The organism is Achromobacter kerstersii (assembly GCF_902859595.1).
GTDB classification, from domain to species: domain Bacteria; phylum Pseudomonadota; class Gammaproteobacteria; order Burkholderiales; family Burkholderiaceae_B; genus Achromobacter; species Achromobacter kerstersii.
In genome coordinates, this window is record NZ_CADIJQ010000001.1 from 1,538,942 (window position 1) to 1,558,316 (window position 19,375).

General features: G+C 66.5%; 1 protein-coding gene (only partly in view). It reads right to left on the reverse strand.

The window, feature by feature from the left end:
- On the reverse strand, window positions 1-19,274 hold the 5' portion of the coding sequence (locus tag HV765_RS06720) for a DUF4347 domain-containing protein (protein ID WP_175169178.1). The gene continues 12,961 nt to the left of window position 1, outside the view; 19,274 of the gene's 32,235 nt are visible here — the first part of the coding sequence; its start codon is at window positions 19,272-19,274; its stop codon lies beyond the left edge, outside the window.
- Window positions 19,275-19,375 lie beyond the last annotated feature (101 nt).

The window sequence follows — 19,375 nt, forward strand, 5'->3', positions numbered from 1 at the left end:
GCGTAGGTCGTCTGGTTGTCGATGTGCACCGACGCGTAGCCGTTGGCCACAACCAGGTTGCCATTGCCCACCGACACAATCTGGCCGGTCAGCGAAATGCTGCCGCCCGCCAGGCGGATCGGGTCCAGGATGATGGTCTGCGTGGCGTAGTCGAAACGGCCGGTGATGGCGCCGTAACGGTTCAACGACCCGTCGGCGCTGAACGACACGCCGCTGATGGCGTAGCCGTTGCCGTCTTGCAGCGCCTTGTCCTGGTCGCCGCGGAACGAGCTGTCGATCTTGATGTAGGCGTCGGTCAGGCCGCTTTGGATCTTGCCGTCGATGTTCAGCGTCAGCGCCGAAATGCTGACCGCGCCCAGCGCGAAGATACGCGAATCACGCGCCGCCGAGTTGTTGTTCATGTACTGGGCGAAGGTGTCCAGCTTCATGTAGCCCCATTTCAGCAACACGTTCTGCATCGTGTCGCTGATACCGGTGCTGGTGCTGCCGCTCTTCAAGGCGTTGACGACGCTGGCCCAGCTGTCATTGAGCAGCGTGGGGTCAGCGCCGGTGTTGAACCACCCGTCGCTTTGCAGGCTGAAATTGCCCTTGGCCACAATATCCAGGCTCACCGCCTGGATCGTGCCCGACACATTGATGCTGCCCAGCGTGTTGATCACCGACACCTTGCCCAGCGGGTTGACCACCGCGCCCAGCAGGCCCAGGTCCACAGGCGCGTTCGCAATCATATTGGCCAGCGATTTGTCTCTGCTGCCATCGGGCCGGATCTCGTCCAGCATGCCGCCGAACGGGTCCGCGGCCCAGGTGTTCTTGACCTGGCTGATGTTGACTTCGGCCGTGTCGGCCCCTGACGCGCCCTTGACGGACACGTCGTTGATGTACAGATGGCCGGTCTTGAAGACCTTCAGCTGCCCATCGGAACCCGGCCGGATGATGGTGCCGTCCAGCACCACGGCGTCATACACGTTCATCAGCATCGGCGAATCGTTGACGATGTTGATCTGCGTGTTGGCGCGCGCGTCGATGCCCGCCTGATTCACGCCGCTGGTGTCCGTGGCGCTGACATAGACCGAACCGCCCGACGCGTACATGTCGGGGACTTCGACATAGAACGTGGAGAACGAATCCAGGTAGCGAAGCTGCCCATCCACCACCGTCGCCATCTGGATGCTTTGCAGTTGGCGCTGCAAGGCGGCGATGTTGGCCTGGTAACGCGCCACCGCCTGCGGGTCGGACGCGTGCTCGGTCTGCATCTTCGTCAGCGTGCGAATCTGCTCGCTGATGACGTTCTGCTGGCTGGCGTAGCGCAGCGTGGGCATGCCCACGTCCAGGGTCTTCAGCACGAAGTACAGGCTGCCCACCTGGGCGGCCGCCGTGCTGCCGAAGTCCGTGCGCAGCGCGTCGTCCTTCTGGGCTTGCGTCGGGTTATTCAGGCGCAGCCAGTAGCTGTTGTTGTAGTTCTCGGTGGCCAGATTCAGGTCACGGCTGTCCAGGCTGTTGTAGCGGTAGTAGTTGTTATTGCCGTCCGTAATGATCATGCCGGTCGTGACGTTGACCTTGATGTCGGCGGCGGTGAACGCCGTCAGCTCATAGTTCACGTCGATATTGACCGTCCCGGCCGCGCCATCGAGGCTGGTCTTGCCCGCACCCAGCAGCTTTTCCAGAATCGCCTTCACGACGGCCGAGTTCGAATCGAACTTCACCGCGCCGCCGGCCGCCTGCACGCCCAGGCCGGACAGGCCCAGTTCCTTCAACAATTCGGCCGGAATCACAAACAGGTTGGCCGCATTGTTCACGCCCGCGATGATCTGCGTGGCGGAGCCGGTGGCGACCTTGCTGGACGTGGTGTCCACCACGCCATCGGCCAGATTGGCCGTGGGGTTCAGGTTCAGGCCGATGACCTGCACCGTGCCATTCACCTTGGCCTGGTCCAGCGTGGACGGGTTGGTTTCCAGGCGCACGTTGCGCTGCGCCTTCAACAGCGAACCGTTGGACGACACGCCGTCGATCAGCACCGTGTTGATCTGGCGCGCCTTCGCGCCGCTGTCCACGTCGGGAATCTGGGCAATGCCCACCAGCGTGAATGACACGTTGTCGTTGGCCAGCAGATAGCCGGTGGACAAGGGGTCGGACGCCTTGCCGCTGCCCGCCAGCGCCAGGATGCTGTCGGCCTCGATCGACGAATTGTCGATCTCGATGGCGTTGCGCACCGTCAGGTTGTTATTGCTGTCGGACTTGCTGAAGCTGGATACCGCCACCACCAGCAGGTCGCTGATGGTCGTCGTGACGCCGCGCGTATTGGCCGCCATGACCACGTCGCCAAAGGCATTGCGCAGGAAGGCGCCGTCCACCTTGACCTTGGACAAGGCGCCTTCGGTGCTCAGGTGGTTGGTCGACAGCGTGACCGATACGCCGGATACGCCGGTGATCTTGTTGCGCTGCGTGTAGATGATGTCGTTGGTCGTGACCAGGTCCAGCATGCCCGGCGTGCCGTAGTCGCCGCGCGCGCTCACCACCGTCATGCCTGCCGACGTGATGGTGTCGCCCGCCTGGCGCGAGCCGGTGATGGTGATGGTGGATTCCGGCTTGATCGTCACCGTGTGCTTGCTGACGTCGGCGCCCGCCACCTTGACGGAATAGCCGCTCAGCGTGGACGTGCCGCGCACGGTGTTGTTGCTGCGGATGTCCAGCTTGTTGCCCGTGACTTGCGCGCCGCCGCTGATGTCGATGGCCGACTTGCCGCCGACGTCCACGTCGATCTTGCCCTGGCGGCCCGCCACCAGCGCGATCGTGCCGGCGTCCATCTTCACGTCCACCGACTGCACCTGCCCCGCCGTGATGCTGAGCAAGGTGCCGTCCACGCGGGCGTTGTTGCCGATGGACACGCGCGCGTCCAGATTCGTCGTGAGCGACGCGGAGTCAATCGACACCGTCACCCCGCCCACTTCCAGCGAACGCGCTTCGGCCAGCAGGCCGGCTTCGCCGTTGCGTTCGGTGGTGGCGCCCACCGTGATGCCGACGATATCGCCCTGCACCTTGGCGTTGTCCACCGAGGCCTTCAGCGACCCGCCCAGGCGCGTTTCGGCGCTCATCACGCCCACGCCGATCACGCCGCCCTTGATCGCCTTGGAATAGGCGCGGCCGTAATAGGTGCCTTGCGCATTGATGTTGACCATCCCGGGCGCCGTGCCCAGGCCGGGCGACGTCACCGACACGCCGGTCAGCACCGCACCGTTCTTGGCTTCGGCAAGCGTCGTCGTGGCAATATCCACCAGCGCCTTGTTGACGTTGACGGCCAGCCCCGTGGTGGCGGCCACGCCGGCCGTCTGAGTCTGGCTGAAGTCCACGCTGACCAGCGCGTTCATGTCCACCACCGGGGCGGCCACGTTGGCGCCGTCCACCGACGCCGTGGTGGTGTCGCGTGCGATGTTCTCGGCGATGCCCACGCCGACCGCCACGCCCACCATGCCGACCGCCACGCTGACTTGCGTCAGGTCGATCTGCGCGGCCACCTGGGTATTGGCCGTGATCTCGACTTTGCCCAATGCCCCGACGTTGCCGCCGCCCGTGATCTTGGCGCTGACGTTGTTGCGGGTGTTGTTCGTGACCCGAACGCCTGCGCCCGATGCCGCGATGCCGCCGCCCACCGCGACCGATGCGGTCACGGCGTCCAGGCCCTTGAAGTCGGTCTTTTCCAGCGCCAGCACGGACACGGCGTCATACGCGCCCACGTTCTTGCCGCTGGCGGTATTGATGTAGGCGCTGACCTGGTTTTCGGCCACGCTGTCCACCAGCGTCACGGCCAGGGCCAGATTCAGGCCGAAGCTGCCCGGCACCGGCAGCGAGGCCGCCACGGCCACGCCATACGCGCCGGACTTCAGGATGGTGCTGGTGTCTTGCGCCCGCACCGTCACGGAACCTGCACCGCCTGTCAGGCCGGCCGTCACGTCAGACCCCTGAATATAGGCGGACGTCGTAGTGGCAAAGCGGTTCGTCACCTGCACACCCGAGCCGGCCGCCGAGCCGCCAAAACCCGCCACCGCGACGCTGCCGGCGAAGTTGACGCTGGTCAGCGTCTCGGTGGACGTCGCCAACACATCCACATTGCCCTTGGTGACCGTGATGGTGCTGTTGTCGATATATGCCAGCGCGCGGTTGCTGCGGGTGACGCCGTCGCCCGCGTACGCGCCAAACGTATTGTTGGCGATCGACACGCCGATGCTGGCCGCCAGGCCTGCACCCGTTGCGCTGACCGACACCGCGCCCGTCACCGCCGAAATGGTGGACGTGTTGTCCGCCTTGACCGACACCCCCGTGCCTGCCGTGATGGTGGAACCGGTGATATAGCCGCCCACATCGTTGGCAATGATGTGCGTGCCTTCCGCGCCCGAACCGGACACGGACACGCCCGAGAACCCAGCCGCAACCGACGCCGCCACCGACACGCCATCCAGCTTGGCGGTCTCCTTGGCCGACACGGCCACTGCGTCCGACACGTTCAAGGTGGACGCCGACACGTACGACTGCACGCTCATGGCCGCCACGTTGCTGGCCACCGAGGCGCCCACGGCGAGCGACCCGCCCGTCATGGCAAACGCCAGCGATGCGCCAATGGCCTTGGCTTCCAGCGTCGTTGTGTCTTCGGCTGCGACGGACACGCGCGTCATCTGCGCGCCTGTGCCGACATTCAAGACGGAATTCGCCACCGACGCTTCCACCGCGCCCAGCGCCTTGTTGCTGGCCAGCGCCACGCCCACCGACAGGGCCAGACCCTGCGACGTGCCGGACAGGCTGGCGCCTGCCGCGGTGGCTTTCAGCGTGGACGTGTTCGTCGCCTTGACGGACAGGCTCTCCGCCCCGCGCACGTTGGCGTCAATCTGGGTCAGGCCGTCCACCTGTGCGCGCGTCACGGCGCGCGTGGTGTTCGATGCATTGGAACCCGCCGCCGCCAGCGCGACGCCGTTGTACGCAATGCCCACCGCGCCCGCCACCACCACGGTTTCCAGCGTCTGGATCGTGTCGGCGGTGACGTTGATGGCGCCCAGGTTCGACACCTGCGTGTTGGACAGCGTGGCGCGTGCGCCCGCATCCTGCGTGATGGTGTTCTCGGCGACCGATGCGCCGATGGCAAGCGAGCCGCCCGCCGCCGTGAAGGCCACGCTGGCCACCACCACCGTGGCCTTGATCGTGCCGCTCATGTCGGCATCAATGGTCAGCGCGTTGGCGCCGTTGCCGTTGATGCGCGAGCCGTTCATTACCGCGGTTGCAGACGAACTGATCACGTTGCGCGCATCCGCGCCGCCGCCTGCCAGCGAAATGCCGCCCAGGCCCACGCCCACGGCAATCGATGCCGCAACCGACACGGTATGGATGCTGGCCTTGCTGTCCGCCTTCACGGTAATGGCCGGCGCGTTGACGAAGTTCACCCCGTCAACCTTGGCCAACGCTGCGTTGCCTACGTCGTTCTGCGCCAGCGATGCGGCCACCGACAAGGACGCGGTTGCGCCCAGCGACACCGCCACCGTAATCGCCACGGCGGCAATCGTGCTGTCGATGCGCGCCACGTCCATCGCCACGACCGACACGCTGGCCGCGTTCCAGGCATGCGCCTGGTTCACATCCGTGATGCGGGCGGTGATGCCCGTCTTGATATTGTTGACGGCCCGCGCGCCTGCGCCGGCCCCCGACACCGCCAGGCTCGCGCCGTCCACGATGGGCGGCGCGTAGGCCACCGACACCGCCACCGCGCCCGCCACCACCACGGCGTCGATGCTTTGCTGCTGGTCGACGCTGCCGTCGGCCTTGAACGTGGCGTTGCTGGCGTTGACGCGCACCGCGCCCGCCGTCACCGTGCTGCCGTCGATGGACGCCACGATCTCATTGACCGGACGGCCCGCGCCCAGCGCCACCACCTGGCCCGCGCTGTTGACGTCGTAACCGATGACGTTTTCGGCCATGGCCACGCCGATGGAGGCCGAAGCCGCCGCGTAGTGGCTGACCGACACCGAGGCCGACATGCCCAGCACTACCGCGTTGATCTGCGACAGGCCCAGCGCCAGCACATCCAGCGCGCCCAGCGTGTTGCCCGCGCCAGACGTGTTGATGATGGCGTCCGCAATGCCCGCCTGCACGCTGGCCGAAATCACGTTGCGCGCCAGCGCGCCGCCGCCGCCGATGGCGGCATTGGCGCTATCGCCCACCGACACCGCGACGGATGCGCCCAGCACAACCGAGGTGATGTCGGCCTGTTGCGTGGCGCTGATGGTCAGCGCCGCGCCGCCCGTTTCCACCGTGCCGCCCTGAATGTGGGCATGCACGGTGTTGAAAACCTTGTTGACCGCCACGCTCGTGCCCACCGCAATGGCCACGCCCGCACTGCCGGCCTGCACGCTGACCGCCCCGCCAATGGCGATGGCGGTGATGGACGCGCTGTCGCTGGCGGACACGGTCACGCCCTGGCTGCCGCCGCGCGTGCGGATGACGGAGTTGTCCACCAGCGCCTTGACGATGGTACTGATGTCGCTGATGGCGACCGACACGCCCACGGACGCGCCCGCGCCCATGCCGCCTGCCGACACCGCCACGGCCAACGCACCGGCCACGGTGACGATGCTGCCGGTATTCTCGGCGTTGACGCGCACGTCACCGTCCATGACGCCGCCCGCCTTCGGGTCGACATTGCGCAGCGTCGCCTCGACCGAGCCGCCGATGGTGTTGCCGCTGCCCGCGCCCGCGCCGGCCCCGGCAAAGCCCTGGCCCACGGCCACGGCCGCCGCCACGCCGATCGATGCCGACACGATGCGCGAGTCATTGATTGCGTCCACGGCGATGCCGTTGGCCGAACCGATCTGCGTGCGCAGGCTGGTGTCAGTGTCCGACGTGCCATCAATATAGGCACGCGTGTTGTTGCGCACCGTGTTGTCGGTGGCCGACACGCCGGCTGCGATGCCCGCGCCACTGCCCGGCGACACCGCCACGCCCAAGCCGCCCGCTACCGCCAGCACATAACCGTCGTCACGCGCTTGCACGGCCACGCCCGGCGCGCCGCCCGAGGACAAGGCCTCGACCAGGCGCGCGTTGCGGATACCTGCTTCCGTTTTGCTGTTGACGCGGTTGATCGACACCGCGCCGCCCACCGACACCGCCGCCGTGCCGACGGCCACGCTGCCGGCCACCGTCACGTTGTGGATCTGGCCGGTAAACAGCGACGCCACCTGCACATGCGCACCGCGCACGGCGCCCTGCGTGTCGCGGATCAAGGCCAATACCGAATGCTCGCGGGCCGTGCCCGCGGGCGCGCCGCCCACGTAGTTGTAGGACAGGCTGGCGCCCACCGCCACGCCCGCGCCTTGCGAGCCCAGGCCCAGCGCCACGGCGCCCGCCAAGCTGTTGATGGTGGACGCATCATTGGCTTGCACCACGATGTCGCCATCCGCCACCACATCCTGGCCGCTAACGGTGTCGCCAATTTCTGCCGTGATGGTGTTGGCGATCCAGTTCAATACCGCCGACCCGCCAAAGCCCACGTTGGCGCCAGAGCCACCCGCCGCGACCGCGCCGCTGACCGCCATGGCGGAAATCTGCGCGTTCAGGCCCGGCGACAAATCATCGGGCTTGGCGAAGGTGGCCTGCACCACGATGTCGCCCGCCGCCGACAGCGACGAGCGCACCGCGCCCGCATACACCGTGTCGAAAATCTGGTTCACGGCAAACGCCATGCCGGCCGCAACGCGGCCTCCCACCGACACCGACACGTTGCCGGCCAGCGCCGAAATGCTGGCCATGTCGCGCGCGGCGATACGGATATCGCCCGTGGTTGCGGTGACCGCGGCGTCGCGAATCTGCGCGTGTACCGTGTTCTGGATCGTGTTGACGGCCACCGAGCCGCTGACTGCCACGCCCGCGCCACCCGCCAAGCCCACCGACACGTTGTAGATGCTGGCGCGTTCTTCGGCGCGCACCTGAACGGATTCTGCCGTGACCGTCGCCGAGGCAATGGCGGCGCGCACGTTGTTGCGCATGTCCGCCACCCCCACCGACGCGCCAATGGCCGCCGATGCGCCTTGCGTCAGCGAAATGCCCAACGCGCCCGTGGCAGTGACGATGCGGCTGGCGTCTTGCGCCGATACCGACACCGCGCCGCTATCCGCCAGCACCTTCGTGCCGGCCGCCGCACCCGTGTTGTCGATGATGGCGGTAACGTCCGCGCGCGACAGGTTCACGCCGATGGCGCCCGCGCCGCCCAGGGACTTGCCGCCCGCGCCGGCCACGGTAATGCTCAGCATGCTGTTGGTCAGGGCATGGCCCTGCGTCAGCGAACCGATGTCCAGCGAAATCAAGCCGCCGGAGGTGACGCGATCCACCGCCTTCTGCAAGCTGATGCCGCCCGTGCCAGTCGTGGCGCCCAGCTGCATGGCGATGCCGTCTTGGGCATTTTCCAGCGAGCTGGCCAGTTGGTAGCGGAACGCGCCGCCCTGCGAGGCGTTGATCACGTAATAGCGCTGGCCGTCGACCAGGCCAGCGATGTTCGTGCCTTGGCTGCGGTAGATCACGGTGTCGCCCGTGGCCAGGCCCGCGTCGGCGGCGAACGTGAAACTGTTTTCGCCCGCCACCTGCGTCTTGCCGCTGCTGGCGGACAGGGTCGCATCCGTCGGCGTGCCTTGCGTGATGCTGGTGTTCTCGGTGCCGTCGCTGCCCGTGCTGGTCGTCGTTTGCGAGGTCTGGCGCTGCAACTCCACTTGCGTGAATGCGATCATCGCGTCGGGGTTGACCGAGACCGGCTTGCTCTGCGCGTCCAGCACCTTGTTGCCAGCCGCATCCGTCAGGAGATACTCATAGCGCTTGGTGCCGGTGTTGAACTCGGCCACGTAGCCCAGCGCGGCCAGCGTCACGGCCGCGCCGTTCACGTCCTTGAAGCGCAGCGTGGTGCTGTCCACCACCTCGACCACGTACACGCCGTCGTTCGCCAGGCCGGTCAGCACGCCATTGGCGCCCACGCTGACCACCACCTTGTCTCCCGTGGCCAGGCCGTGCGCCTTGGGCAAGGTCAGGCTGCCATCGGCGTTCAGCACCGCGCCCGCGGGGTTGTTCACGCTGAAGCGCTGCAAGGCGCTGCCCACCGTGGCGCCGGACAAATCGATCAGGTTGCCCTGGCCGTCGCGCAGCTGGAACGAGGTCTGATCGGCGCTCAGGTTGACCACGTAATAGGTCACACCCACCTTCAGCACGTCCTTGCCTTGAGCCAGGATTCGGTTGGCCAGCACGTCGTCGATCTGGCCGTTGCTGCCCACCGACCCGCTATACACGATGGCCGAGCCTTCCTGCACGCCCGCGAACGGCGCGTTCAGCGTCAGCGTATTGGTGGCGGGGTTCAGCGTCACGCCTGCATCCACGCCGTGGAACGGTTGCAGGTTGACGCTGGTGGAATTCTGCATGCGCACATGGGCAAAGCCCACGGCGCCAAGATTGCTTACGCTGGAGAATTGCAGCGCCTTGCCGCGCAAGGCGTCTTCCTGCGTGTCCGCCAGCTGAATAACGGCTTCGCCATTGGCGGCCTCGCGGCGGATCACGTAGTACACGCGATCGTTGCGCAGGCTGGAGCCATCGGCCAGCTTGATGTTGGCCGCGCCCGCGCTCAGGTAAATGCCGTCGCCGGTTTGCCACCCTGAAAACTCGCCGCCCGTGCTGCCCGTCTGGCCGGGCATGCCCGCGTTGCCGCTCGTGTCTTGCGTGCCGTTGATGACAGCGGCGGCGTTGCCCGTAAAGGTCAGCGTGCTGCCGCCCTGGTCCACCTTGATGTCGTTGCCGCCCACCGACAGCTGGTCGCCGCCGTTGAGTTGCGCGTTGCCGCCCGCGGCCATCGGGTCCACCAGGCCGGCGAACACGTTGATGTTGCCGGCCGCCGCATGCACATCGCTGCGCAGGATGGCGGCCGAGACCTTCGGGTTGGGCGTTGCGCCCGCGTTGTCCGCCACGTCCACGGTTGTGACCGCCGCGCCGGAATCGGCCAGCGTGGTGTTGTTGAAGCCCAGCAGGTTGCGGTCAAAGGCGGTGTTGCCGCCCATGATGTTGACGGCCACGGCCAGGCCCACCGCCGCGCCTTGCGTGGCGATGGAACCCGCGACGGTGATGGCGTACAGCGCCGACGCATCCGAGGCGTTGACGCGCACCGCGTCGCCCGTGAAGCCCGTCTGGCTGCCCGCCTTGATGGTGCTGCCGCTGATGCGCGCTTCGGTTGCGCCGCGCATCATGTTGACGTTGACCGCGCCGGCCAACGCCAGATTCTTGGACAAGGCGCCTGCCGCGCCCACCGACACCAGCAACGGCGACGAATGCGCCGACACATCCACCTTGCCGACCACATCCACGTCCGCGTTTTCAATCAACGCGCTGGCGCGCGAGCTGACTTCGTTGACACTGACGGATGCGCCCGCCGCGACCGAACCGCCCGCCGCCACCGCCACGCCACCCGTCACCGCGACCAGCGTGTTGTTCTCGGTTGCCGTCACCGTCAACGCCGTGGCGTTGATGCTGCTGCGCGCCACCACTGAGCCATTGGCGTCGTAGCGCGGCAGCACGTAGGCCGCCACGGCCGAGCTCACGCGGTTGACCTGTATGGAGCCCGCGCCCGCGAACTTGGCCGTGCCCATGCCCACGCCGACGCCCACCGCGCCGCCGCCCAAAGACGACGTGTCTTCGGCGCTGATCTTCACCGCGCCGTGGCCCTTGGTATCCACGGTCGACCCCTGGATGCCCGCCGTGACCGCGTTGCCGATCTCGTTGTAGCTGATGGCGATGCCTACGCCCGCCTTCTTGCCCACCCCCGCCGCACCGGTAATGGCCACCAGCGTGGTCTTGTCCTGCGCCGTAACGTTGATGTCGTGATTGCCGGTGGCCGCGCCGTCATGCGTGACCTTGCTGTTGATCAGATAGCTTTCAATACGGTTGGACACCACGTTGACGGAAACCGAGCCGCCCACGCCCGCGCCATCGCGCGCCATGCCCAACGCGCCGGCAAAGCCGACGACGACCTGGGTGGATTCCGCCGACACGTCGATGCGGCCCGTGTACAGCAGGTCCGTTACCTGGCGGATGCCCGCCTCGACATTGCTGGTGCTGACATTGACTGCAATGGCCGCGCCCACGCCCGCCTTGCCGTCCGTCGTCGCCACGGCGCCCGCCACGGTGGCCAGCACGCTCAGGTCGCGCGCTTGCACCGTGATGTCGCGCGCCGATACCTTGGCCGCGTTGCTCAGCACGGCGATGTTGGCGTAGTCGGCCACGCCCACGGCGGCCGAGCCGGCCACCGCCACGCCCTTCTGCCCCTTCGCCCCGGCCATGCCGGCCGCGATGGTGACCGCCACGCCCGTACGCCGCGCGGCCAGTGCCAGATTGGCCGTCACCGCCAGTTCACCCACCGCCATCACTTCGGCGCGGGCTTCGCCGCCCAGCATGTTCATGCTGTAGGCGCCCGCGATGCCCACGTTCGACTTGGCGGAGTCCGACTGCGCCAACGCCGCCGAGCCCGACAGGGCCAGCGTGTGCGTGTTGTTCAATGCGGTGATCGACGCGTCGCCGCCAATCTTGATGACCATGCCCGCCGCGTTCACGTAGGCCTGCGCAAAGTCGCTGACCATGTTGACGGCCACCGCGCCCGAGATCGCCACGCCTGCCTTGGACGGCTGGCTGCCGGCCGCGCCACCTGCACCACCGCCGGTCGCCGCGCCCGCATCCTGGGTCAGTTCCCCGACCTTGCTGCTCAGTTCCTCCAGCTTGGTCGACACATCCGTGGACGACGACCCGTCGCCCTGGCTGCCGGGCAGCTTGATGGCCGACGTGTCGGTGCCACTGCCACCGGTGCTGCCGCCACTGCCGCCACTGCCACCGGTGCCCGTTCCCGCGCCCGCCACGGGGCTGGACACCCGCGAGCCGGCCACGGCGAAGTTGCCCACAAAGCCCTTGTTTTCTGCCCGCACCGACAGCGACGCGGCCGAGAACGATCCCGCCGGCAAGCCGGTGGGCGCGCCGTCAGACACGCGCAGCGTGTCGCCGATCAGCGCCTGCGTCCAGCGGTTCACATCATTGATGGACACGCTCATGCCCACGCCCGCCGCCTGCGAACTGGCGGCGGCACCCGCAATGGTGCCGACCCACGTGGCGTCCGTCGCCTGGATGACGGCCGCGCCGCTGGCGTCCACCGTGGCGCCGCGCCCCACCTGCGCCAACGTTGTCGCGCTGGTCGAATTGACCAGCACCACGCCGTTGACAGCCAAGGTCTTCGCCTGGCCGCCCGAGGCGCCCAAGGTCACCGAGATCAATTCGTTGTCGGCGTTAACGGTCAGCTTGCCGGTGTTGATCACGGCCGTATCGCTGACGACCGCGCGCGTGTCGTGCTTTGCGGCGTTCACGTACACCGACACGCCAATCGCCGAGCCTTCCTTCGAGCTGCTGCCGTAGTCAAAGCCTTGGTACTTGGGCGTCAGGAAGCCCTTGGCCAGGTCCTTGCCGTAGCTCATGCGGCTTTGGCCGTCCGCCTTGGGATCGGCCTTTTGCAACGACTTCGCCCCGCCGATGGATATCGACGGCAGGATGATGTTGCCCACCAGATTCAAGCGTTGCGAGGAATTCTCGGCGTCAACCGTGACATCCCCCGCCGCGCCGCCCGCCAGGCGCGTGTCGATCTTGCCCGCCACGTTGGCGAGCGTCTTGGTGTCTTGCACCAGCACGGTGAAGGCGCCCGACAGGGCCAGCTTCTTGCTCTTGGCGGTGGCGCTGGCCCAGCTGCTGAAGCTGGACGAAATGCCGCCCGTACTGGTCAGCGTGGCTTGCAGGTTGTTCAGGAAGCTGGTGGCGGCGGCGCTGGCCACCGACATCTTGGCGCTTGTACCATCGGCCGCGTTCCACTTGGTGTCGATGCCGTCGAACGGCGCGTACAAGTTCACCAACCACAGCTTGTTCGGGTCGATCTGGTTCAGCGTGCTGGCCGTGGCGGCCACATCGCCGCCATTCGTGGTGATGGTGGCCAGGTTGTTGATGCTGGCCTGCGTCTTGACGTCGTCAATCCCGATGATCACCGCCGCCGCCGCGCCAAAGTCGGAACCGTCCGGCCCCGCCGCGCGTTCCGGCTGATTGGTGGTCAGGTTGTTTTTCTTGTTCAGGAAGGCCTGCTTGTCAGCGATGGCCTGGTCATCCACCCCGCTCATGACCGTGAGCTTGGTGTTGTACTGCGTCACCGCATTGACGATGACGTCGCCGCCCGCCGTGGTGACCGTGGCGGCGTTGATGCCGTTACCGATGCGGGCGGTCGTCGTGATATTGCTCATCGACATGCCCAGCGCCGCGCCCACCTGGAACTCGGTGGACGGTTCGTCGATTTCCTTCTGGATGTCGGAGTCGTACTTGGCGCGGTCCTCGAAATCTTTTTCCTGCTTGATCTGCGTGATCTTGTCGCCGAACTTGCCGCCGCGGCTATCGGATACCAGCGCGCTGAAGAAGCTCTTCACGTACTGCGTGCCGGTGCCCAGGCCGCTTAGCGCACCGCCCACCACCGGGGTAACGGTCTTGGCGATGGCGGCGTTCTTGGCTTCAAGCTGCGCCGACGACAGGTAGTCGCTGCCCGTTGCGGCACGCCCGCCCAGAATGGTCTTGACCGCAATGGCGCTGCCCGTGTCCACGGCTTTGGCTTCAACGGTGACCTTGCCCGCGTTGCGCGTCACGATCGTGCCGTCCATGAAGGCTTCGGTGGTGAGCTGGTTGTAGGCAAAGCCCACGGCCACGCCCACCTTGGCCACGCTGGCCTTGTACTTGCCGGCTTCTTTCGACGGGTCGATCTTGCCGTCCGCGCCCTTCACCGGCTGGGTGTCGTCGCTTTCGGCCATCGCGCCATTGGCGGAAATCGAAATCGTGCTCTTGTGGTTCGTGATGGCCTGAATGGTGACGTCGCCGCCCACGCCGCTGACGGTGCTGGTCGTTGGGTTCGCGGTGTGCTGCAAGCCGGTTTCCAGGCGCGCGGACGCACCGATATGCACCGTGGATTCGCTCAGCACAACCGCCACGCCCACGCCGATCACGGCCGGCACGGCGCCCATATGCCCCGGCAACAGGGCAATGGACATCTCGTTGGTGACTTCAGACTTGATGGTGATGGCCTTGGAGGCAATCACCGTGCCTTGCACGTCGATGTTTGAATAGTTTTGCAGCACGCCGACCGCAATGCCGGCAATCTTGGCCACCAGCGGGCTCAGCGTAACCGTGGCCGACGAGGTGGACGTGATCGTCACATCGCTGTTGGACACAAGCCGCGCCTGCGTGCCGACATTGATGGACGACTTATAAGTGATGCCCGCCCACGACGCCATGGCGCTGGCGCCGTCCAGGAACTTCATCAGCGCGTCGAACGCGGAGTTCACCCCGCCGGCCAAAGTGCCCAGGATGCCGCTCTGGTTGGCGGCGTTCTTGATCAGCGGGTCCAGGTCGTAGTCTTTGCTATCGATCTTGGTGGTCAGGCTGACGCCCGAGCCGCCCGCGTCCTTGGCCCACAACGTGGCGTTGTTGATGGTGATGCGGGTTTCCAGCGTGTAGATCTGGGCGAAGCCACTGCGCCACGGGCGGTAGCGCTGCGCCGCCAATTCGACGGCGCCCGCCGCCAGCACGATGTTCGCGCCCGACGTCGCACCCACCGTGATCTTCTCGCCTTCCAGCCGCAGGGTGTAGGCATTGTCCAGCGTGATGTCAGTGAGTACCGAGAACGATTGCCCACGGATGGTGACGTTGCGGCCCGTCACGGTGAGCGCCGTGTCGACCGTGCCGTTGCCGATGTCCAGCACATAGTCCAGCTTGTCGGTGTTGGCGCCCATCGTCACGCCGACAATTCCGCCGGTGTTCGAGATCAGGTTCGACAAGGCCGTGCCCGCGCCCAGCGCCATCACTTGCAGGCTGTTGCCCGACCCCGTGTTTGCCGCCAGCGACACCGTGACCGTGCCTGCCGTGGTGTCGGCAGGCTGCGTCACCACGAACGAGACGTTGCTGGTGTTGCCCATCAACGTGTCGTAACCGCCGCTGGTCGCCAGCGTGACGGGTTTGCTCCAGGTGGACGCATCCAGCGTGGTCGCGCCCGTGGTGTTGGTGGCGATGAGGGTGGCGTCAGAGAACGAATTTCCGCCAAAGTTCACAATCGACGTGCTGGCGCCGCCATTGTCGTAATGCACGTTCCCATTGCTCAGCACCGCGCCCACGCTGGTGTTGACCACCAGGTGATTGCTTGCCGCGGTTTGCGTCTGGATGTTGTTGCCCGCGCCGGTGTTCAGCGCGGCTTGGCCATAGTTGACGACAAAGGTGTTGTCGCCGCCGCCCGAACGGATGGTAGAGTTCGTGCCCGCCAGCACGAACTCCGTCTGATGACCAATCGCCAGCGCCGCGCCGGTCAGAACACCGCCGCTGGTGGAGCTGCTTTGCAGCTGCCCCGCCGCAATCAGGCCCAGCTTGTAGGCCGCGTCCGACAGGCTGACGGTGGAGTTCGACACCGTGCCGTCGGCGTTCAGCGCCGCCTGCATGCCCGGCGCCAGCGAGAACACGCCCGAGAAACCGGCCGCAATCGCGTCCTGGCTGTAAGCCACCTGCAAACGCCCTTGGGCATCCAGGCTGGCCGTCAGCGCGTACAAATAGTCCCAAGGCGTGGTGGTGTCGGTATCCGGAATCAGCTTGCCCGCGTTCGGGCCGCTGACGGCGATGCGCAAGGGCTCGCCCGCCGCGTTCACCATGACGCCCGCGCCGATGGCGTCCAGCAGGTCTTGAACCGTACGCACGCCTTCCAGGCCGACATCGACCCGCGCATTAGCGTGGTTGGGGAACACGAACGCCAGCGCCGGGCCTTCAGCCGGCGTGTAGCCAGACGTCAAATCCGCCAGATAGGTCTGCGTGGTGACGCCGGTGAAGGCGGTGGTGTCCACGGTGTTGGCCGTTGCCCCGCCCTGCACCACAAAGCGGAAGTCATTCACGTTGGTGAATGCGCTGTTGACGGTAACGCCGCCCGTGCTGATCGCGACCTGGCTATTGTTCAGCGTGACGTTCTTGCCGCCGGTGGACAGCTCGATGGTGTTCGAACCGGCCGAGCCGATCACCTGCGTGGCGTAAGCGTTGCTGATGACGAAATAGTTCGACAGGCCGGCCACGCCGTCCAGCACCGCCGTGCCGGCAAAGCGCGAGGTGTCGATCCAGTTGCCGTATTCGCCGCTGACGATGCGGGCGCTGGTGATGCCGGTGTAGGTGGAGGCGGTGGCCTGCGTTTCGCTGGCGGAACGCTTGATCCACGTCGTGCCGCCCGTTTGCTCGAACGACACGTAGCCCACGCCGCCCGTCGCGGCCATCTGCGCAACATAGCCCGCGCCGTCAGTACCCGTCAGGCCATCGGCCGCCACAACCAGCTCGGTCGTGGCGTTAGCGCCGGTGCCGCCCGTGATCGCGTAGCGGCCGCCCAGCAGCATGATCTGATGCTTGGTATTCGCGCCGGAGCCGGACTTGATGACGCCACCGGCCATCAGGCCGCTGACCAGCACCGTGTTGCCGCTGAAGGCCGACGCGTCAATCAGCGTCGAACCCAGGCCGCCGTTCAGGCGCGCGTCGCTGAAGACACCATGCAGCGTGTTCGCCAGCACTGGCGCCGCCTGGCCCGCCGCCAGCGCCGTGCCGTCCGTTTGATACGTGGCCGACAAACCCGTGTTCGTCAGCGTGAAATTCCACTCGCCGTTTTCGTCCAGCGTGTTGCTGAGCGAGCCCGCCTGCGCCCAGAGCTCGTTGGCGCCCTGGTAGCCGGTAAACGTGTTGTGGCCCAAACCGCCCTTCAGGACGTTGGCGCCTGCGCTGCCGATCAGAGTGAGATCGCCGCGATAATTCGTGCCGTCCAGCGTGACGATGGTGCCCGCGTGCGCGGCCGTGCCGGCCGCTGCGGTGGGGTCAATAGTGCGATAGTCCTGCAAGGTCACGGCATTCACGCCGCGCAGGGTCACCGTCGTGGCGGCTCCCGCGCCCACGGGCGTGTTCGTCAGCGTGGCCGAGGTCTTGTCGCCGCTGAGGGTGGCGTTGCTGTCCACGCCCCCGATGTATTCGGTGGCGCCGCCCGTGGCCAGGTTGCCAATCACCAGATCGTTGCCGCCGCCCCCGCTGATGCGGTTCTGGCCGCGGCTGTTGGCCACGGTAATGATGTTGTCGCCCAGGCTGCCGACGATGTCGTTGCCGTAGGTGCCGCCCGCGCCAATGACGTTGCTGATGTTCAGCACGCCGGCCATGCCGCTGGCGTCGTACAGGCCGGTGTTGCCGTCTTGAAAGTTCAGGTTGACGGTGACGTTGTCTTCATAGGCCGAGTAGTCCAGCGTGGTCTTGCCGGCCACGCCGAAGAACATCTGCACATCAAGATTGCTGACCAGCGCGGTGGCGCCGTTCAGGTTGTTGATGGTGCCGTCGGCGGCCACGCCTGCGCCCAGGTACACGGAAATGCCGCCACTCGTTTGCACGCGGGCGGTGACGTCAACGCCATATTGGGAGAGGTCCAGCGTGTTGCCGCTTTGGCCAGCCTGCTGGGTCAGGGTGAAACCGATGGCGCCGCCTGCAACGATGTAGGTATTGCCGCCGCCGCTGCCGCTGATGATGTCTTGCGAATTGTTGATGGTGACGGTGGTGTCGCCCACCACCGTGATCTTGTTGCCGCCCTGCGTCGAACCTTTGACTCCGCTGATCGCGCGCACATAGCCGAATCCGGTCGGCGGCGGCGGCGGAACTTCTTCGCCATTGGCGTCCGCCGTGGGGCCGGACAGGTCCACCGTGATGCCGGTGGCGTACCCGCTGTAGTCCAGCAAGGTCTTGCCGTCCAGCGCGGTGCCGATCAGGTTGAAGGTCTTGCCGCCGATCTTCAGGCTTTGCGTGCCGTCGGCCGACTTGAACACCACGTTCACGGTGTGCTGCGTCCAGACGTTAGCAGCGTCCACCGTCGAATACTGAATCTGGTAGGCGTCGTCGTTGCTGATGATGGCGGTGACGTTGCCCTTGATGGCCGAGAAGTCCAGCGTGTTGTTGCTGTTCTCGTCGTCGTCGTTGCGCACCCAGACGCCGTTTTCCTGCTTCATGCCCTGACGCACTTCGATCGTCGTGACAGCAGCGGTGGAGCTGTTGTTGAAGACGAAGGTGTTGTTGCTGCCGTAGCCGATCAGGTGGTCGTTGGTGGCCACGCCCTGCAAGGTCGAGCCGCCCGATTGCAGGCCGGTGGCGCTGGCCATCACGCCGTTCCAGCTCGCGACCGTAACCGAGTTGGTGTCGATGACGCCGTTGCGGTAGTCCAGCACCCAGTCGCCACCCAGCGCGGCGCTGCCGACCGTGTGCGTCGCGGCGGCCACGTCTGCGCGCGTGATGGCGGACAGGCTGTCCACGAAGGCGATGCCGCCCTTGCCGGCGGCCACGTTGCAGCCGTACAGCAGCAGGTCGCCGTCGTCAGACAGCGCGTCGCCCCAGGCGCGCAGCTGTTCCTTGTAGGTGTCGAGCTGGCCTTCGCCCAGCGTGGCGGTGCCCAAGGTCAGCGACCCGGCGCTGCCGTGGCTCATGATCTGCACCGCAGCCAGATCCTTGTGCTGGCCCAGAATCTGCGTGATCTGGTCCACGCCGTCGTACCGGCCGTCCAGCACGATGATCTCGGTGTCGTGCGCGCGCAGCACCTGCACTTGCGGGCCATCGCCCGTGGGCTTGATCAGGCCGTCCAGGCCTTCGGTCTTGCCGCTGATCAAGCCGTACAGGCCTTGCACGATCTGCTCGGCGTTATCAACGGCCGGGTCCACGAAGATGATCTGGCGCACCGGCGTTTGTTCAGACTGCGTGGTGTAGCCGGCAATGTTCGCCGCCAGCGCCGACGGCTTGGCCGCGTTCGCTTCCTGCCCGGGCAGCCACGCCTTGGCGTCGCCCTGGCGCGTGGCGTTGGCCTTGGCGTACTGGTCCAGCGTCAGCATCTCGCTGTGCTGCGCCACCGCCTTGAAGGCCGCGCGTTCCACCAGATAAGGATGGGTGCCGGGCGCGGCGGGCTTTTTGCCCTGATGCGCGCCCGCTGCGGGATCGGCCGGCGCCACAACGGGCGCCTGGTCGCTGGTAGGAGGCGGCGGCGGCACAAGCAGGTCGGCCGACATGAGATAACGGCGCTCCAGCGCCTCGAAGAGTGGCCGCCTGCGGAACAAGGATTGCTGCACCTCGCGAGAGGAACGGCCGGTCCACAGTTTGCGCGCCAGTTTCTTCATGCTCATATCGTCGCTCGACATTTGTTATTGCAGGCGCCGGACGCGCCCAGGATTTTGAACTTCCCCACGTGCGCGGGTGGTGCCGCGCACGTCCTGCCTTTTCTGCT